The 19,164-nt window shown below is 58.7% G+C and carries 16 protein-coding genes and 2 pseudogenes; 11 read left to right on the forward strand and 7 right to left on the reverse strand.

The genetic code is table 11. The annotated features are described in order from the left end of the window. Positions 1-12: 12 nt before the first annotated feature. Positions 13-1,437, reverse strand: a complete 1,425-nt coding sequence (gene leuC, locus OCY70_RS32380; RefSeq protein WP_213426069.1) for a 3-isopropylmalate dehydratase large subunit — start codon at positions 1,435-1,437, stop codon at positions 13-15. A gap of 176 nt (positions 1,438-1,613) precedes the next feature. Between leuC and OCY70_RS32385 the strand changes: the two genes are divergently transcribed. Continuing rightward, entirely contained in the window at positions 1,614-2,543 is a 930-nt protein-coding gene (locus OCY70_RS32385) for a LysR family transcriptional regulator (protein ID WP_213426070.1), read from the forward strand. Between the two features lie 105 nt (positions 2,544-2,648). Here OCY70_RS32385 and OCY70_RS32390 read toward each other — a convergent pair. Then, positions 2,649-4,463, reverse strand: a pseudogene (locus OCY70_RS32390) (glycoside hydrolase family 3 N-terminal domain-containing protein). Then, the gene (locus OCY70_RS32395) at positions 4,460-5,314 is read right to left on the reverse strand and encodes a carbon-nitrogen family hydrolase (RefSeq protein WP_261948896.1); all 855 of its coding nucleotides are present in this window, start codon (positions 5,312-5,314) and stop codon (positions 4,460-4,462) included. The pseudogene OCY70_RS32390 and the gene OCY70_RS32395 overlap by 4 nt, the downstream one beginning before the upstream one ends. 170 nt (positions 5,315-5,484) lie before the next feature. Here OCY70_RS32395 and OCY70_RS32400 point away from each other — a divergent pair, with 170 nt between their 5' ends. The 10 genes and pseudogenes from OCY70_RS32400 to OCY70_RS32445 all read left to right on the forward strand — a co-directional run bounded on the left by OCY70_RS32400 (position 5,485) and on the right by OCY70_RS32445 (position 14,652). Beyond that, positions 5,485-5,985 (forward strand): type IV secretion system protein VirB6, encoded by a 501-nt coding sequence (locus OCY70_RS32400; RefSeq protein WP_213426072.1) that lies wholly within the window; start codon positions 5,485-5,487, stop codon positions 5,983-5,985. A gap of 120 nt (positions 5,986-6,105) precedes the next feature. Further along, positions 6,106-7,296 (forward strand): pyridoxal phosphate-dependent aminotransferase, encoded by a 1,191-nt coding sequence (locus OCY70_RS32405; RefSeq protein ID WP_213426073.1) that lies wholly within the window; start codon positions 6,106-6,108, stop codon positions 7,294-7,296. 239 nt (positions 7,297-7,535) lie between these two features. Beyond that, positions 7,536-7,793 (forward strand): hypothetical protein, encoded by a 258-nt coding sequence (locus tag OCY70_RS32410; protein ID WP_213426074.1) that lies wholly within the window; start codon positions 7,536-7,538, stop codon positions 7,791-7,793. Positions 7,794-7,813: 20 nt separating this feature from the next. Then, on the forward strand, positions 7,814-8,899 hold the full coding sequence (gene proB, locus OCY70_RS32415) for a glutamate 5-kinase (RefSeq protein WP_373871405.1): 1,086 nt from the start codon (positions 7,814-7,816) through the stop codon (positions 8,897-8,899). A gap of 38 nt (positions 8,900-8,937) precedes the next feature. Further along, positions 8,938-10,185: a glutamate-5-semialdehyde dehydrogenase gene (locus tag OCY70_RS32420; RefSeq protein WP_213426076.1), complete on the forward strand. Its 1,248-nt coding sequence runs from the start codon at positions 8,938-8,940 to the stop codon at positions 10,183-10,185. Positions 10,186-10,229: 44 nt separating this feature from the next. Then, a complete protein-coding gene (gene proC, locus OCY70_RS32425) occupies positions 10,230-11,111 on the forward strand; it encodes a pyrroline-5-carboxylate reductase (RefSeq protein WP_213426077.1) in 882 nt (293 codons plus the stop codon). Continuing rightward, complete coding sequence (locus OCY70_RS32430; RefSeq protein WP_213426078.1) at positions 11,108-12,325, forward strand: 2,3-diketo-5-methylthiopentyl-1-phosphate enolase; 1,218 nt, start codon at positions 11,108-11,110, stop codon at positions 12,323-12,325. Before proC ends, OCY70_RS32430 begins: the two co-directional genes overlap by 4 nt. Continuing rightward, entirely contained in the window at positions 12,322-12,987 is a 666-nt protein-coding gene (locus OCY70_RS32435) for a 2-hydroxy-3-keto-5-methylthiopentenyl-1-phosphate phosphatase (protein ID WP_213426079.1), read from the forward strand. The genes OCY70_RS32430 and OCY70_RS32435 overlap by 4 nt, the downstream gene beginning before the upstream one ends. Beyond that, a pseudogene (gene mtnB, locus OCY70_RS32440) lies at positions 12,984-13,623 on the forward strand (methylthioribulose 1-phosphate dehydratase). The gene OCY70_RS32435 and the pseudogene mtnB overlap by 4 nt, the downstream one beginning before the upstream one ends. A 774-nt stretch (positions 13,624-14,397) precedes the next feature. Further along, complete coding sequence (locus OCY70_RS32445) at positions 14,398-14,652, forward strand: alpha/beta fold hydrolase (protein WP_213426080.1); 255 nt, start codon at positions 14,398-14,400, stop codon at positions 14,650-14,652. 102 nt (positions 14,653-14,754) lie between these two features. Here OCY70_RS32445 and OCY70_RS32450 read toward each other — a convergent pair whose 3' ends face one another. The 4 genes from OCY70_RS32450 to OCY70_RS32465 all read right to left on the reverse strand — a co-directional run bounded on the left by OCY70_RS32450 (position 14,755) and on the right by OCY70_RS32465 (position 19,050). Beyond that, positions 14,755-15,456, reverse strand: a complete 702-nt coding sequence (locus tag OCY70_RS32450) for a DnaD domain-containing protein (RefSeq protein ID WP_213426081.1) — start codon at positions 15,454-15,456, stop codon at positions 14,755-14,757. Positions 15,457-15,659: 203 nt separating this feature from the next. Further along, positions 15,660-16,955: an asparagine--tRNA ligase gene (asnS, locus tag OCY70_RS32455; RefSeq protein ID WP_213426082.1), complete on the reverse strand. Its 1,296-nt coding sequence runs from the start codon at positions 16,953-16,955 to the stop codon at positions 15,660-15,662. Between the two features lie 14 nt (positions 16,956-16,969). Next, complete coding sequence (locus tag OCY70_RS32460; protein ID WP_213426083.1) at positions 16,970-18,181, reverse strand: acetate kinase; 1,212 nt, start codon at positions 18,179-18,181, stop codon at positions 16,970-16,972. Further along, complete coding sequence (locus OCY70_RS32465; RefSeq protein ID WP_213426084.1) at positions 18,178-19,050, reverse strand: 3-hydroxyacyl-CoA dehydrogenase family protein; 873 nt, start codon at positions 19,048-19,050, stop codon at positions 18,178-18,180. The genes OCY70_RS32460 and OCY70_RS32465 overlap by 4 nt, the downstream gene beginning before the upstream one ends. Between the last annotated feature and the right edge of the window lie 114 nt (positions 19,051-19,164).

Raw genomic sequence — 19,164 nt, forward strand, 5'->3', positions numbered from 1 at the left:
GTCCGTTCCCTCCTAGTTCAATACTTCCGACTTGAATTCCCAATTGCGCACATCGACGAAATGCCCCTTGATGGCAGCGGCCGCAGCCATCGCCGGAGAGACGAGGTGGGTGCGGCCTCCGCGGCCCTGGCGTCCTTCGAAATTCCGGTTCGAAGTCGATGCGCAGCGTTGCCCCGGCTGCAGCACGTCCGGATTCATCGCAAGGCACATGCTGCATCCGGCGTCGCGCCATTCGAAGCCCGCTTCCTTGAACACGGCGTCCAGCCCTTCGCGCTCGGCCTGCAATTTTACGCGGCCCGATCCAGGCACGACGATCGCGGTGACCTTATCGCTCACTTTATGCCCTTTGGCCACTTCCGCGGCCGCCCGCAAATCTTCAATCCGTCCGTTCGTGCATGATCCGATAAACACATAATCGATGTTAATCTCCGTCATCGGCGTTCCCGGCGTAAGCCCCATATATTCAAGCGCCTTCTCCGCGGCTTTGCGCTCATTCTCGGTCTTGAAATCTGCCGGATTCGGCACCGCGGCCGTAATATCCGTTCCCATGCCCGGGCTCGTGCCCCAGGTTACCTGTGGAATAAGGCTGTCCATATCGACTTCCACGACCATGTCATAGGAGGCCCCTTCATCGGTGGCAAGCTGCTTCCAGCGTTCGATTGCCTTGTCGAGGGCTTCGCCCTGAGGAACATACTGGCGTCCGCGCAAATATTCGAAGGTCGTCTCGTCCGGCGCGATCAGTCCGGCGCGCGCCCCCGCTTCGATCGACATGTTGCATACCGTCATCCGCTCTTCCATCGTCAGTTCGCGTATCGCTTCGCCCGTATATTCGATGACATACCCGGTCGCGAAGTCCGTTCCGTATTGGGCGATGAAGCCGAGTATCATGTCCTTGGCCGTTACGCCCGGCTTCCGCTTGCCGACGAAGCGCACTTCCATCGTCTTCGATTTGGCTTGCTGCAGGCATTGGGTGGCCAGCACATGCTCGACCTCGCTGGTGCCGATACCGAAAGCAAGCGCTCCGAACGCCCCGTGGGTGGACGTATGGCTGTCTCCGCATACAATCGTCTTGCCCGGATGGGTCAGGCCGAGTTCAGGACCCATGACGTGCACGACTCCTTGATCGATGCTGTTCAGATCGAACAGCGTTACCCCGAACTCCGCGCAGTTTTTGGACAGTGTGTCGATCTGCTGCTTCGAGATCGGATCGGTAATATTGAAGCGATCCTTCGTCGGCACGTTGTGATCCATCGTAGCGAACGTCAATTCCGGTCTGCGCACTTTGCGGCCGCTCATGCGCAGCCCTTCGAACGCCTGCGGCGATGTGACTTCATGCACCAGATGCAGATCAATGTACAAGATCCCCGGCTTTCCTTCCTCTTGAACGATAACGTGATCATCCCAAATTTTTTCATACATTGTTTTCTTTGCAGCCATTCGTTCTTCACCTCTCCGCATAATGCGCTGTACTATTAGAATGAATATAGCATTTGCTTCTTCATTGATCCAAGATATAATATCTATAAGAATGATAGGTTTAACCTATAACTCATTTGTATATCATGAAGTGATCTATACTCTTTCATTTACTCATTCGTTGGGAGGACATACCTATGGAATTCCGGCAACTACAATATGCGGTGCAGATTGCGCAGGAACGCAATTTCTCGCGGGCAGCCGAGAAGCTGCATATCGCCCAGCCCTCGCTCAGCCAGCAGCTGTCCAAGCTGGAGAAGGAAATCGGCGTGCTGCTGTTCCGCCGGACGACGAATTCGGTCGAGCTGACGCATGCCGGCGAGATCTTCGTCGATCGCGCACAGAAAATATGGGATGCGATGGAGCAATTAAAAAGCGAGATGGCCGATATCAGCCAGACGAAAAAAGGGAAGGTCGTCATCGGGACGATGCCGATTACAGGCTCTCACCTGCTTCCGCACGTCCTTCCTTCGTTCCATTCGATCTACCCGGATATCGAGCTCGTGCTCGTGGAGGATACGTCTACATCCAATCTGGAACGGATGACGGCCCAAGGAAAAAACGATCTATGCCTGCTCTCGCTGCCGCTGACCGATCCGGCCCTCGCCTGGGAGCCGCTCGTCGATGAGGAGATTCTGCTCGCGGTCCCGAACGAGCATCCCCTCCTGCCCAAGAGCGGAGCTCCCGCCGAAGCCGTTCCACTCGCTTCCCTGCAGGACGAGCCGTTCATCCTGCTGAAGCGGGGACAGGGTTTCCGGCAGCTGACGATGGATCTGTGCGAGCAGGCCGGATTCCGGCCGAATGTCGTCTTCGAGAGCAGCAATATCGAGACCGTGCAATCGCTTGTCGCCGCCGGAATGGGCGTGGCGCTCGTCCCCGCTTTCATCGCGCGGGCGCCTCGCATCGAATTCGTCCCCGCCTACCTGCCGCTGGCCGGACGTCCCGCCCGCACCCTCGTCATCGCCTATCGTGAAGGCCGTTATATGTCCCATGCGGCATCGGCCTTTATTCAGACCTTGAAAACGGCGGTCGCCAAGCGGTATGGGAGCGGATCCGAAGCCCCATAAATTGAAGACAGCCCCGAGACCGCTAGTAACGGTTCGGGGCTGTATGTCTGTCTATGGCAGCGCGACCGGCAGCTTGCCTGCGGGCGGTTCGGCGGAGAACAGCGCCTAGACGCCGGCGCGGAGATTGCTCGGCGTCGTCCCGTAAACGGCGATGCCGAGCGGGATATCCGGCAGTTCAGCCATATCGTACGGAGTTCCGACGGACAGCACGGCGGCTGCAATGCCCTGCTCCGCCGCGGCCTGGAACCAGCTTCTTGCCGCCTCCGCGCGGCCGCGATCATGATGCAGGTCCTGCGTAACCCAGACCGCGACCGCCCCAGCCGGCCACTGCCGCGGCGATGGGGCCTCCGCTGCCGTTCGTGCGTCGACCTGGATGCTGCCCCCGGCCGTGGAGGAAGCGGCTGCTTCGATCTCGCGCTGGACGCGCTCCAGCACCGTACGCTGATCACCGATTAGGATGACGCGCCCTCCGTCTCCGCGAAGCAGCGGCAGATTCGTCTTCACAGCTGTCCCCCACACGGTTGCCGCTTCGGACGCGATACGATCGCCCGTCTCTTCCGCCGAGCCTGATTGGAAATACGCCTCGGCTCCCCGGATCGCGTCCTCCAGCGGGATAGGCGGGGAGGCCGTGTCGGGCAGCAGGCCGTATTTCCGCTTCATCCGCAATATCCGGCGGACGCTGTCGTCAATCCGGGCGGCTTCAAGCTCGCCGGCCTCCACCGCCCGGTGTATCGCGCTCACCGCCGCGGCCGGCTCCGGCGGCATCAGAAGCATGTCCGCCCCTGCCTTCACCGCCATGACCGCCGCTTCCTCGCTGCCGAAGTGATCGGCGATGGCCTTCATATTGAGCGCATCCGTCACGATGACCCCCTGGAAGCCAAGCTGTTCACGCAGCACGCCGGTCAGGATATGCGGCGACAAGGTCGCCGGCAGCGCAATCGGCTTCCCGTCCAGCTTGGAGACGGCTGTCGCCGGCTCCAGCTGCGGCACTTGAATATGCGCGCTCATGATCGCATCGACGCCTTCCGCGATCGCGGCCCGGAACGGCACCCATTAGACGGATTCGAAGCGCGACAGACCGTAATCGAGCTTCGGCAGCCCGACATGCGAATCGGCCGCCGTGTCCCCATGGCCGGGGAAATGCTTGGCGACCGCAGGCAGCCCGGCGGCATGCATGCCGCCGATGAACGATGTGACGAAGTCCGCAACCTGCTCCGGATCCGAGCCGAATGAGCGGAGGCCAATGACCGGATTGTCCGGATTGCTGTTGATGTCGGCGACCGGCGCAAAGTCGAGATTGATCTCCAGCTTGGCGAGCATCTCGCCGAGCGTCGCCGCCGTCTCGGCGGCCGCTCCCGCACGTCCCGTCGCGCCGATCGCCATATTGCCGTTCAGCGCCGAGGCGAAGGGCAGCCGCGTGACGATGCCGCCCTCTTGATCGGCGCTGATCCATAGCGGAACGGCGGCCGTCTGCTGCAAGCTGCGATTCAGCGTGACTACCGTGCGGATATCCGGAATATCGCCGCGGAACAGGACGACCCCGCCGGGACGGAGCTGCCGCATCGCTTCCTCCAGTGGAACGCCGGAGGCTTCCCGCTCGACCGCCTCCAAATCCACCATCAGCATTTGACTAATCCGCTCATCGAGCGACAAGCCAGACAGCATCTGTTCAATGAACGCCTTCTCCTTTTCCTGTTCCTCGGCTGCTCCATCGTCCCCAGCCGGCCTTCCACTCGGAGACGAAGGGCCGCTGGCGCCTGTATCGAGCCCTCCCGACGGTCCTGCCAGAGGCTGAAGGGCGATCCACGCTCCGAGCCCGACGGCGGCGGCAAGCAGCGCCGCGGCCAGGATGATGAGCTTCCGCCGGGCTCCGCCTCGCCGCTTCCGGCCGTGCCGCCTCGAACGCGGGGGCGTGCTCATGCCCGCTCCTCGGCGGATACGGGGTGCCCGCTTCCGCGGTACAACGCTTCGCGCCGATCGGCAAATACCGGAATGCGGCTGCGGACCTCCTGGACGGAGGACAGCGGGATATCCGCGTAAATATCCGTGTCTTCTTCTTCCGCCCCCGCGATGGTTTCTCCCCAAGGATCAAGCACGACCGAATGGCCGAAGAAGGCGGACGCCGTCCCGTCCGCTCCTTTGCTTGTGCCCACCCGATTGCAGGCGGCGACGAACATCTGATTCTCGATGGCCCGGGCCGTCAGCAGCGTGCGCCAGTGGTGAAGGCGCGGATGCGGCCACTGGGCCGGCACGAACAGCACCTCTGCGCCGTCGAGGGCGAGCGTGCGCGCAAGCTCCGGGAAGCGCAGATCATAGCAAATGATGGCGCCGCACGGCACGCTGTCCAGTTCAAAGCGTCCCACCAGGTCTCCCGCAGTCAAATACGAATGCTCATCCATCAACCGGAACAGATGCGTCTTGTCGTATTGAGCCGCAATCCGCCCCTGGCGATCCGTTACATACAGGCGGTTATAGAAGCGGCTTCCTTCGCGCACCGACACCGATCCGCCGATAATATTCACTTCATGCCGGGCAGACAGCCCCGACAGCAGTTCCCGCGCCGCTTCCCCTCCGGGATCAGCCAATTGATCGAGCTTCTCCAACGCATAGCCCGTATTCCACATCTCCGGGAGCACAATGACGTCAGGCCGTACACCCGGACGGCCCATCACTTGCTCGATACGGCGCTTTACGCGGTCCGCGTTGCGTTCCGGCTCTCCGATGCTGACATCCATTTGAATGAGGCATATTCTCCATGCTTCCGGCTTCATTCGATCGACACGCTCCTTCGCTCTGTCCTGTTTTCCACACTTTCCTTCATGATACCTTTTCATGGAGTGGAGTCAAGCCGGACAGACTATAGAAGGTCTATAAGTTCGTGTTCAACAACGACTTTTTGAACATCCTCTATTATGGCGACGAAAAGAAAGGAGTTTTCCTTATGATAAGACAAGCAATTCAAGCTGCGGCGGCTGCGCTTCTGATCGGGGTCTTCGCTTGGTCCGGCGTCGCCGGCGCATTTCCTGCGGAATTCGAGACCGGGAACACCGCCCCGTCAACGAAGGTTCCTCCCGTTCAACTGTTCGACATGCAGCAGGAACGCATTATTAAGACGATTCCGAACCAGGAAGAACACCAGGCAGCGGCTAAGGAATGGCTTCAATCCGTTACCGGACTCGCTCCCCAATTGACGATCGACAGCCGCTGCGGCTATATCGTCCGCATTCCGCTCGAATCGCCCGTGGAGATCAAGCTCCCGTCGGCGGAATTGAAGACGAAGGACGTGTTCTTAATCTACTGTCCGGACAAGGACCCGCTGCTCCTCGTCTTCTCCGAGCAGCGGAAGCCGTTCCTGCTGCGCATCTCGGCGAACGTGAAGCCGTTCATGCAGAAGCTGCTTGCTCCGGCGTCCCCGCGGCAAGTGACGCCATCAAGCAATTGACCCTCGGGACGGCTGATTCCTTCTCATCGTAATCAAAAAGAGGTATACACTTCCGGCAAAACATGCTAAATTATGGTTAATCTTCGCGCTTGGCGATATATGTGTCTGGAGTGAATTACGATGAAGCCTATGATACCTACAATCGTGCCTGCCGACCGGATGAACAGTCTGCCGAAGCAGTTCTTCGCCGCTCTGGTAGCGCGGGCCCAGGCGAGAGTCGCGGCCGGTCACGACGTGATCAATCTCGGGCAGGGCAACCCCGATCTGCCGACGGCTTCGCATATCGTCGCGGCCCTGCAGGAAGCGGCTGCGAATCCGTTATACCACCGCTATCCCCCGTTCCAGGGCTACCGCTTCCTCAAGGAGGCGGTCGCTGAGCGGTACTCGGCCGATTACGGCGTAGACCTGGATCCGGATACCGAGGTCGCAGTACTGTTCGGCGGCAAGACCGGGCTCGTGGAAATCAGCCAAATCTTGCTGAACCCGGGCGACGTTTGTCTTGTTCCCGATCCCGGCTATCCCGATTACTGGTCCGGGGTCGCATTGGCCGGCGCCGAGATGGTCATGATGCCGCTGCTTGAGGCGAACCGGTATTTGCCGGATTATGAGCGGATTGACGCCGCATGTCTGGCACGGGCGAAGCTGATGTTCCTCAATTACCCCAACAATCCGACATCCGCCGTCGCGGATCGCCCGTTCTACGAAGACACGATTCGCTTTGCCGAGCGGAACGGCATTATCGTGGCGAGCGATTTCGCCTACGGCGCGATCGGCTTCGACGGCCACCGTCCAATCAGCTTCCTGGAGCTTCCGGGAGCGAAAGAAGTCGGCGTCGAATTCTATACGATGTCCAAAACCTACAATATGGCCGGCTGGCGCGTCGCCTTCGCCGTGGGCAATGCCGAGATCATCCGGCTCATCAATCTGATGCAGGACCATATGTACGTCAGTCTGTTCGGCGCGGTGCAGGCCGCCGCGGCGGCCGCCCTCACCGGACCGCAGGATTGCGTCCGGGAGCTGTGCGCGACCTATGAATCGCGGCGCAATGCGCTATATACGGAGCTGCACCGCATCGGCTGGAACGCGCAGCCGCCAGCCGGCTCCTTTTTCTGCTGGCTCCCGGTGCCTGCCGGATTTACGTCGGCGTCTTTCGCCGATCTGCTGCTGGAGCAGGCGAATGTGGTAACGGCGCCGGGCATTGGATTCGGCGGGCACGGAGAAGGCTATGTCCGGCTCGGCCTGCTTGCGCCGGAGGAAAGGCTGATCGAGGCAGCGGAGCGCATCGGAGCGCTCGGATTGTTCGGCGGCTGAGACGGCTTCCGATCTCCCCTGGTGGACACGACTCCGCCCGGCGGCGACATTTCGTAGCTATCCCCCGCTTTACACGTCTCGGAATCGCATGGTATTCTAATGGTAACCGCGCCGCCGCATGGAACGGCAGGCGCCGGATACATGGAACGCGATGACAGGACCAGTACGCAACCAAGTCATGCCCAGAGAGCGGATGCCCCGGCTGCAAGCACCGCCGTTGACCGTTGCGGAACCTATCCTTGAGCGGTCAGCGTAAGCGACGAGTCGCGAAGCTGAACGGCAGCCCCGTTATCGGCAGGAAGCAGGAAGCGGAGGAATCCCGCGGAAGGCCTTTGATCAACGGCAGCGTCAGGCTGCACTGGCCGGAAGCCGCAGGAGCCACATCCGTCTTCAACAAAGGTGGTACCGCGGAAGATCGACTTTCGTCCTTTATAGGACGGAAGTTTTTTTTATTCCGCAACAAGCATAAAAGCACGCAGTATAACGGCAGGAAGTGATTGAATTGCAACGCATCGTAATGAAAATCGGAAGCAGTTCCCTTACGTCGGACAATGGCGGCCTCGCTCGCGATCGGGTCTCCTTCTACGTCCAAGAGATTACCGCCTTGCGCCAACGCGGCGCCCAGGTGGTGCTGGTCACCTCCGGAGCGGTGGCGGCCGGCTTCCGGCATATCGGCTACCGGGAGCGGCCCAAGCAGCTTCATGAGAAGCAGGCGGCGGCCGCGGTCGGGCAAGCTCTGCTGATGCAGGCGTACCAGGAGCAGCTGCAGATGCATGGAGTGCCTGCGGCCCAAATTTTGCTCACCCGTTCCGACTTCGCGAACCGCCGGCGGGGACATAATGCGTATATGACGCTGCAGGAATTGCTGGCCCGGGACGTTGTCCCGATTATTAATGAAAATGATACCGTCTCGGTCGAGGAACTGAAGTTCGGCGATAACGACACGCTCTCTGCGCTCGTCGCCAATCTGGTTCACGCGGACCGGCTCATCATCGTCACTGATACGGACGGCTTGTATACCGCCGATCCGAGGACGAATCCCGGGGCGACCCGCTTCGACCGCGTCGAGGAGATTAACGAGGATCTGTACGCGTATGCGGGAGGGGCCGGCTCCTCCGTAGGCACGGGCGGCATGCGCTCCAAGCTGGACGCGGCGCGCATCGCCATGCGCGGGGGCGTACCCGCCTTCGTCGGCAAGGTCAATGAACCGGGCGATCTTCTGCACGCGGTGGACGGCGACGGAAAGGGAACCTATTTCGACACCCATTTTCACGCGCTGCCGATGAAGAAGCAGTGGCTCGGCTTCCATTCGACGGCGCATGGGCGCATCGGCGTCGATGCCGGTGCGGAGGATGCGCTGCTGGCCAAAGGCTCCAGCCTGCTGCCCGCCGGCGTCCGATCGATCGAGGGCGAATTCCATTCCGGCGACGTGGTCGAAGTCATCGGGCCCGATGAGCGGCTTATCGGCAGAGGCATCGTCAATTACGATTCCGATCAGCTCCGCACGGCGGCCGGCTGGTCGAGCGACGAAGTGATGAAGCGGATGGAAGTGCACCGGATCGAAGTCATTCACCGCGACGAATGGGTTACGTTGCGTTCCTGATGTTTCGGCAAAACAGATTTTGATAAGGAGGAATTACGATGAGTGAAGTGCGTAACAAAGCCAGTCTGGCGAAGCAAGCGGCCCAGATCATGAACCGGCTGACGACGGAGGAAAAAAATGCAGCGCTGCTGCAAATGGCGGATAAGCTGCGGGAGAATGAACGCTCCATTATCGAAGCCAATGCGAAGGACTTGGAGAACGGCCGGCAGCAAGGCACCTCCCCTTCCCTCCTTGATCGGTTGGCGCTGAACAGCGCGCGGATCGAAGCGATGGCGGAAGGTCTGCGCCAGATTGCCGCGTTGCCCGATCCGGTGGGCGACGTGCTGGAGACGTTCACCCGTCCGAATGGCCTTCGGGTCGAGAAGCTCCGGGTCCCGCTCGGCGTCATCGGCATGATCTATGAAGCTCGGCCGAACGTGACCGTCGACGCGGCCGGCCTCTGTCTGAAGACCGGGAATGCGGTCGTCCTGCGGGGCGGCTCGGCCGCGATGGAATCGAACAAGCGCATCGTCGCCGTGCTGCACGAGGCGCTGGCCGGGACGGCGCTGCCGGCGGATGCGCTGCAATTGATCGAAAATCCGGACCGCTCCTCGGTCGATGAGATGCTGAAGCTGAACGGGCTGCTCGACGTCGTCATCCCGCGCGGGGGCGCTTCGCTGATTCGGAATGTCGTGCAAAATGCCACCGTACCGGTGATCGAGACGGGTGCCGGCATCTGCCATACGTACATCGATGAATCGGCCCGTCCAGAGATGGCGGAAGCGATCGCCGTCAATGCGAAGGCTCAGCGTCCATCGGTCTGCAACGCCATGGAGACGCTGCTCGTGCATCAGGCGTATGCGGAGCGGCATCTGCGTCCGCTGCTGGACCAGATGCGCGCCCGGGATGTCGAGCTCCGCGGCTGCGAGCAGACGCGGGTCCTTGATCCATCGGTGGCGTCAGCCGCCGAAGCGGACTATGCGACCGAATACAACGATTACATCCTCAATGTGCGCATCGTTGATTCGCTCGATGCCGCGCTGGAGCATATTGCCCGTTACGGCACAATGCATTCGGAGTGCATTGTCACCGAAAATGCGCGGCATGCCGAACGCTTCCTGCAGGAGGTTGACGCCGCGGCGGTCTATCACAACGCGTCGACCCGCTTCACCGACGGATTCGAATTCGGCTTCGGCGCCGAGATCGGCATTAGCACCCAGAAGCTGCATGCCCGCGGCCCGATGGGATTGCCCGCTCTCACCTCGAGCAAGTACCGAATCTACGGAACAGGACAAATTCGTTCTTAAAATAGAGAATCTTTGCGAATCGATATGGATAGGAAGAGAGAGGAATGATACTGATGGAAAATCGACATGCACCTATAACCGACTCGTTCCGCTCGCTTCGCATCGGCATTTACGGAGCCGGTTCTATGGCGGAAGCGATTATTCGCGGCCTGACGGATAAGCGGCTGACCGCGCCGGACCGGATCGCGGTCGTGAATCGGAGCAATACTGAGCGGCTGGAGGAACTGCAGCGGCGCTACGGCGTCACTGCCGATAACTCCCCGCAGGGCAAAGCGCGGCTGCTGCAGGCGGCCGATATCGTTCTGCTCGCCGTCAAGCCGAAAGATGCGGCGGGCGCGCTCGCCGAGCTGAAGACCTGCCTGCGGCCGGGCGCGCTCCTGCTCTCCGTCGTCGCCGGGCTCTCGATCGCCACGATGCAGCGCCTCGCAGGCCCGGTTCCCGTCGTGCGCACGATGCCGAATACATCCAGCTCGATCGGGCTCGGCGCCACCGGCGTCTGCTGGTCGGACGAGACGTCCGCGAACCAGCAGGAAGCCGCGCTCCATCTGCTTCAGGCCGTAGGCTATGCAACCGTGGTGGCCGAGCATGAAATGAATATTATTACCGGACTATCCGGAAGCGGACCGGCATATGTATACTATTTGATGGAAGCGATGATCGCGGCGGGCGTCGACGGCGGGCTCTCCGCGGAACAAGCCCGCGAGTTGACCGTGCAGACCATACGGGGGGCGGCCGAGATGGTCCGCCTGACCGGAGAAGATCCGGCCGAGCTTCGGCGCAAGGTGACCTCTCCCGGGGGGACGACCGCAGCCGCGATCGAGACGCTGGAGAAGCACCAATTCCAGCAGGCGCTTCGTTCCGCCATACACCGCGCGGAAGCCCGCGCGCAAGAGATGGGAGAACAGATTGGGAGGGAGACATATTGAAAGCACATTGCACCGCCACGTATCGCATTTATGACGATCGGGCCGACTTCGCCAGCAAGGCGGAAGGCATCGCCGTCGGCATGACGGTCGGCAGTTGGACCGAGCTGCCGGAAGCGCAAAAAGCGGATATGGCCAAGCATCTGGGACAAGTCCTCTCCGTCGTGCCTGTCGAATCCGACATCCCGGGCGAGCGGTATGCGGATATTACGATCGCCTATCCCGACGTCAACTACAGCCGGGATCTGCCGGCGCTGCTCGTGACGATGTTCGGGAAGCTGTCCATGGATGGACGCATCAGGCTGATGGACATCGAATGGTCCGATGCGTTCAAGCAGGCGTTCCCCGGACCGAAGTTCGGCCTCGACGGGGTGCGGAAGCTGGTCGATGTGCATGATCGGCCCCTGCTGATGAGCATTTTCAAATCCGTCATCGGCTATGATCTGCCGGCTCTTGCCGAACAATTCCGGCAGCAAGCTTTGGGCGGAGTCAATATCATTAAAGACGACGAAATCTTGTTCGAAAATCCGCTCACGCCAATCGAACGCAGGGTAAAGGCCTGCATCGAGACGGCCGATGCCGTCAGCCAGCAGACCGGGCGAAAGCTTCTGTATGCGGTCAATCTGACAGGCCCGACGTTCAAGCTTCGCGATCAGGCGCTGCGCGCGATCGAGGCCGGAGCCAACGCCTTCCTGTTCAATGCGCTTGCCTATGGCTTCGATGTGCTGCACGCGCTCAGCTCGGATCCGGATATATCCGTGCCGATCGCGGCGCATCCGGCGATGGCGGGCAGCATGTATCCGTCGCCGTATCACGGCATCGCGGCCCAACTCCTGCTCGGCAAGCTGATGCGGCTCGCCGGAGCGGATCTGGTGCTGTTCCCGTCACCATACGGCTCCGTTACGATGCCGGCCGAGGATACTTTCGCCATCCGCGATGCGCTCACCCGGCAGGATATGGCGCTGCAGCGCAGCTTCCCGGTGCCGTCCGCCGGCATCCATCCAGGTATCGTGCCGCTTATCATTCGCGACTTCTGCATCGATGTCATTGTCAATGCGGGCGGGGGCATCCATGGGCATCCGCTCGGGACCGCTGCCGGAGGGCGCGCATTCGTGCAGGCTATTGACGCCGTCATGCAGGGCAAGACCCTGGAAAGCTGCGCGGCTGATCAAGAAGAACTGCGGGCCGCGATTCAAGCTTGGGGGGTGAAGCAGTGAGCGAAAGCCAACGACGGATCATTTTCTGCGATTTCGACGGTACGATTACCGTGAACGACAATATTATCGCCATTATCCGCCACTTCAACCCGCCGGGCTGGGAACCGATTGTCCAAGACGTGCTGGAGGAACGCATTTCCATCTCGGAAGGCGTCGGGCAAATGTTCGCTCTGCTGCCATCGTCGATGCGGGATGATGTCATCCGATTCGCGCTCGGACAAGCCGTGATTCGGCCGGGATTCGAGGAATTCGTCCGCTACTGCTACGACAGCGATATCGAACTGTACGTCACGAGCGGCGGCATCGACTTCTTCGTCTATCCGCTGCTTGAGCCGTTCGGCATACCTTTCGATCATATTTACTGCAACGGCAGCGACTTCAGCGGAGAGTCCATTCGGATCACATGGCCACATCCTTGCCAGGAGCCGTGCCGGAACAAATGCGGCATGTGCAAGGCGACCATTGTGCGCCGCTTTCCGCAGGAACGATATGAGCGGATCGTTATCGGGGACAGCGTGACGGACTTCGCGGCAGCGAAGCTGGTCGAGTTCGTCTACGCGCGGGCCCAGCTTATCAGTAAATGCGAAGAGCTGCATCTTCCTTATGCGCCGTTCGAGACGTTTTATGATGTTATCGAGCATCTGGGAGGTTCGGCTTCATGATAGACATCCGGTTAACTATGGAGGAAAAGCAGCACGCCCTTGCCGAGCTGCGCAGCATCAAGGAACAATTCGCAGCGCGTCATTGGTTCCCCGGGACGAGCGGCAATCTGTCCGTCCCTACAGGGGATATCCAGGAGGGGCGTTTTCAATTCGCGATTACGGCCAGCGGCAAGGACAAGTCCGTACATACGCCAGAGGACTTCCTGTTCGTGGATGAAGCCGGACAGCCCTGTGAGACGACCCGGCTGCGCCCAAGCGCGGAGACGCTCATCCATTGCGAGATTTACCGGTTAACCGGGGCAGGCGCCATTTTTCACATTCATACGGTATTCAACAATATCGTGTCCGAGATCTATGGGATGAAGTATTTCCGTCCAAGGCGTGGAGCTTATCAAAGCGTTCAACATCTGGGAGGAAAATGCGCGGATCGACATCCCGGTCGTTCCGAACTACGCTCATATTCCGAGCATCGTTCCCTTCATTACGGCCAAGCTCAATCCGGCCATCCCGGGCATCGTGCTGCGCAACCACGGCATATACGCCTGGGGAGCCAACTGCTTCGAGGCGAAGCGCCATCTCGAGGCGTTCGAGTTTCTGTTCGAGCATGTCTATCGAATGAAAGCATTGGGATTATAGGGCTTCACCTGCGATCGCTTTGCAAGACCGTTCTTCAAAGCGGTCGTATTTTTAACCGGATGCCGCTGCGGAGTATCTCCGCAATGCCGGTCACGCGGTGGTGGCCGCTTACGCGGTCCTTTGCTCCATTCTCCCCTTCCGTCAGGTCCATGAATGGAATCTTGCTCTTCTTTCAGTAGTCAGGAATCCGGGAAGAGCTTGTGGACTGCCTTATAGTCAATCTCCCCGTGCGTCAGGAAGTCGGGTGAGCTTGGACTGCCTTATAGACAAATCTCCCCGCCGTTAGGAAGCTGAATGAGCTTGGCCTGTATTATAACCAATCTCCTCGCCGTTACGTAGCTGAATAAGCTTGACCTACCTTATAACCATTCTCCCCGTCGGTAAGGGAAGGTGGGTGAGCGATAGCGTATCCGTGTTACAGGACGTTCTCTTTTGTGAATCGCTAGTTTTGTGGAGTACCGAAGTTGAAAGGCATCCCTGTATACTTGCCGCTTGGAATCGAGCCCCCTTGATCGATTGGGCACTGAGTCGAGGGGAGAGTATGCATAAGCGCCCTAACCCTGCGTAACACTCCATAGCACTTCATAGCACTTCATAGCACTTCATAGCACTTTATAGCACTTTATAGCACTTTATAACACTTTATAACACTTCAAAGCACTACATAAAACTGGGCATATCACAGAAGGGCACGATACACGCACAGGGAGGAGGGAGCATAACCACCACACTCGAATCTCGCGATTCGAACCCAGATTCGCGCCAATCGAGAGGATGTCTTTTATTTTTTGCGGACGGCCGAGCAGCTTGTTCCCGGTACCCGGCCTGTCCGTTCCGATCGTCATTGCTGCCGGAGACAAGGAGCCGTACCGGCCGGAGCTGCAGTCGCTGTGTTTGCACCGCGACATCAAGCACTCTTCGCTCCTGACTGTGCGCGGCGGGCATCATATGCTGCCGGTGACCCATCCCGAAGCAGTCGCGGAAGCGCTCGCGCTATTGGAGAAGCGCATTGATATTCACCAGCGCTAGTCCGACACTGCGGCTCCCCCACACATGAATACCCCCGGCGCAATGAGTCTTCCTGATTCGGGCCGGGGGTTCGAGTGGAGCTATTCTGGCAGCGGTTCATGGTCAATTGTCGGAAGGGATGCGCACCTTCGCGCTCGAACGGAACCGCTGGGTATACGCCTTGGCGTCTTCGATCGTGTGGACGCGGTTGCGGCTCCATTCGAGCAATATCCGATCGATGTAGCGGAAATACACTTTGCCGGCGAATACCGCTTCCTTCAGCGCCAGCAGTATCAGCTCTTCCGGGTAGCGGTCTTCGTCAATCCAGCCGGCGATCGTCTCGCACTCCATCGGGGAGAGGGGCCGTCCGAATTCCTTCTCGAATATATTGAACAGATTTGGCGGCTCCGCGTCCGACAGCGGGGCCGCCGCCCGGAGCCGCTGCCGTTCCGCCCGGATTTCCTCGGCGGCGGCCAAGGCGAGCTTTTCCCACAATCCGGTCAAATTGTACTGCTCGTACTGGACATCCGTCGCTGGATCGATATTGTCGTCTATGCTCAAAAAACCTTCTTTCATCAGCTTCTGCAGCGATTTGATAACCGCATCAGGAGCTGCTCCCATTCGTTCCTGCAGTTCGTCGATTGTCGGGAACTCCTTCATCTCCTGCTGCTTGAAGCCGATGAGGTGAATGAGCAGCATCACATCCGAATCGCTCAACTTCCAATGCTTGTAATAACGCAGCAAATGATACGGCACGCTAATGCTGCCCGATTGCAGGCCTAGCGCCAACCCTTTGGCGAAGGTCCGGAATCCGTCTACACTCACCAAGGTACCTCCTCTTCCCAACATACTCTCCTTATTGTCGCACAAACGAACGCATTTGGTAAGGCTTACATTGATAATGTTTCCAAAAAATTCATGAACTTATCTAAGAGTAATCCCGTATCACCGAAGCGATACGGGATCATGTGCTAGCTATCAGGCCGCGCATGCCGGCGCCGCAAGGCGCTGCGCATGCTTCAGGCCTTTTATGGATACAGACGGTACAACAGGCGCGGGAACGGAATCGTCTCCCGAACGTGCTCAAGTCCGCAAATCCACGCCACCGTCCGCTCCAGTCCTAGACCGAAGCCGGAATGAGGCACGGAACCGTATTTTCTCAAGTCAAGATACCACTGATACGCTTCGTCGGAGAGCTCATGCTCGCGGAAGCGCTCCTGCATCAGCTCCGGATCGTCGATCCGCTGCGAGCCGCCGATAATCTCGCCATAACCTTCCGGCGCGATCATATCGGCGCAGAGCACCACTTCCGGACGGTTCGGATCCGGCTTCATATAGAACGCCTTGATCGATGTCGGGTAATGAGTAATGAATACCGGCGTCTCGTATTTCTCGGCGATCGCCGTCTCATGCGGCGCACCGAAGTCTTCGCCCCACGGAATGTCGTGGCCTTGCTCCTGCAAAAACTGAATCGCTTCGTCATACGTGATGCGCGGGAACGGAGCTTTCACCTTTTCCAGCTTTGAGACATCCCGTCCCAGCGTATCGAGCTCGGCGCGGCAGTTCTTCAGCACGGACTGCACGATATGAGCTACGAATTGCTCCTGCACCCGCAGGTTCTCTTCATGATCGACGAAGGCCATCTCCGGCTCGATCATCCAGAACTCGATCAGGTGGCGCCGGGTCTTCGATTTCTCGGCGCGGAAGGTCGGGCCGAACGAGTAGACCTTGTTCAGCGCCATCGCCGCAGCTTCCATGTAGAGCTGCCCGCTCTGAGTCAGGAATGCGTCTTCTTCGAAATATTTCGTATGGAACAACTCCGTCGTGCCCTCGCAAGAGGAAGGCGTCAAGATCGGAGGATCGACCAGCGTAAAGCCATGCTCGTCGAAAAATTGCTGCACCGCGCGAATAATCTCGGCGCGAATCGTCAGGATGGCGCGCTGTCTTGGCGCCCGCAGCCACAGGTGGCGGTGATCCATCAGGAAGTCGACCCCATGCTCCTTCGGCGTAATCGGATAGTCCTGCGTCAACTGGATGATCTCGACTCCGGTTACCGTCATTTCATAGCCGGATTTGGAGCGCGGCTCTTCCCGAACGATCCCTGTAAAATACAAAGAGCTCTCCTGCGTCAAGCTCTTGGCCGCTTCCCATACCTCTTCCGGCACTTCGCTCTTCACGACGACACCTTGGATGAACCCGGTGCCGTCCCGCAGCTGCAGAAATTGAATCTTGCCGCTGGAACGTTTGTTATGCAGCCAGCCGCCGATGCGGACTTCTTCGCCCACATGGCGGTTGACTTCACGGATGACACATGTGGTCGCCATCATTCGTCTCTCCCTTACGATTGTTTGGATTGTTGAACCAATCGATACGTATCGCGGGCGATCATCAGCTCTTCATTGGTCGGAATGACGAATACGTCCACCTTCGAGTTCGGCGTCGAGATGCGGCGCGGTTCCTTCGAACGCACCTTGTTCAGCTCCCGGTCAATCTCTACGCCGAGGAACGTCAGCTTCTCGCAGACATGCTGGCGGATAACGACCGAGTTCTCGCCTACGCCGGCGGTAAACACGATCGCATCGACGCCGTCCATCGCTGCCGCATAGGCCCCGATATACTTGCGCATGCGGTACGTGTACATCTCGAACGCCAGCGTCGAATTCGGTTCGCCAGCTTCCATTCCGTCCGTAATCTCGCGCATATCGCTGGATACGCCGGAGATCGCGAGCAGCCCGCTATGCTTGTTCAGCATCGAATTGACTTCATTGACCGTCAGGTCTTCCTTCATCATCGTGAACGGAACGACCGCAGGGTCCAGGTCGCCGCTGCGCGTACCCATCATCAGACCTTCAAGCGGCGTCATCCCCATCGACGTGTCGACCGAGATGCCTCCGTCGACCGCCGTCAGGCTGGCCCCGTTCCCGATATGGCACGTAATGATTTTCAGCTCTTCGATCGGGCGCTCCATCAGTTCGGCCGCGCGCTTGCTGACATAATCATGCGATGTGCCGTGGAAGCCGTAGCGGCGGATTTTGTGCTTTTTGTACAGCACTTTTGGAATGGCGTACATGTACGCTTTCTCCGGCATTGTCTGGTGGAAAGCCGTATCGAACACAACGGATTGCGGCACGTTCGGCATATTCGCCTCCACGGCCTTGATCCCCATCATATGAGCCGGATTATGCAGCGGCGCCAGATCGAACAAGCGGCGAATCTCGGCTTTGACCTCGGAATCGACCAATACCGAGTTTTTGAACGATTCGCCCCCGTGCACGACGCGATGGCCGACCGCATCGATCTCGCCGGTCGACTTCAGGACGCCGACTTCCGCATCGGTCAGCTTGTCCAAGACTTTGCGGATGGCCGTCGTATGGTCCAGAATCTCGCTGACCTCCGTGATCTCTTCCGTATGATGCGGCTCATGCACGAGGATGGAAGAATCCATCCCGATGCGCTCTACCCGGCCTGCCGCCAACACCGACTCCTCCGTCATATCGTACAGTTGGTATTTAAGCGAGGAGCTTCCCGCGTTGATTACAAGTATTTTCATAGTCGATCCCCATCCTTATCATACTTGAAAAATCCGACGCCCGTCTTCACACCAAGGTGGCCGGCTCGCACCATCTTTTTCAACAATACGGACGGACGATATTTGATATCGCCGAATTCGCGGAACATGCGTTCCAACGCCGCCAATACCGAATCCAGACCGAAGCGGTCCGCCATTTCCAAAGGCCCATATTGGAAATTGTAGCCGATACGCATCGCGTTGTCGATATCTTCTGCCGAAGCGACCCCTTCCTGCAGCACATGAAGAGCCTCGTTGATGAGAATGCAGCTAACGCGCGTCGTCACGAATCCCGGGGATTCATAGACCATGACGCCTTTCTTCTGCACAACCTCTTCGACGAAGCGCTTCGTTTCGTTAAATGTAGCGTCTGAAGTCTTCAGGCCGCGGATAATCTCCACAAGCTCGACCTTCGCGACGGGATAAATAAAGTGCATGCCGATAACCCGCTCTGGATATTTCGTCGTGCTGGCCAGTTCGGTTAAGGACAACGTCGATGTATTGCTTGCCAAAATAATATTGCTTGGGCAAACGCGATCCAATTCCGCAAATACTTGCTTCTTGGCTTCCAAATCCTCCGAGATCGTCTCGATCACCAATTCGCAAGCTCCCAGTTCCGCCAAATGCGTCACCTTATGTATACGGGACAGGATCAATTTTTTCTCCGCCTGGGTGATTGCCCATTTCTCCAATTGTTTGTCCAGACTCGCTTCAATCATCGAGTAGGCATGATCCAGCTTCTCTGTCGACTTTTCCACCAACAGCACGTCCAAGCCTTTGACAGCAAGCATTTCCGCAATGCCTTGGCCCATTGTACCGCCGCCGATGACGCCGATTTTCTTGAAAAACATGGTTTCTTCCACCTTTCCTCCATCTATGCTCTGTATAGTGTACCCGATAACAGGCATTCGTTATCAGTGCACAGGGATCTTAATCTATCATAACATGAATCCTGAAAATAAAAA

It is taken from the genome of Paenibacillus melissococcoides (assembly GCA_944800085.1).
Classification (GTDB): domain Bacteria; phylum Bacillota; class Bacilli; order Paenibacillales; family Paenibacillaceae; genus Paenibacillus_B; species Paenibacillus_B melissococcoides.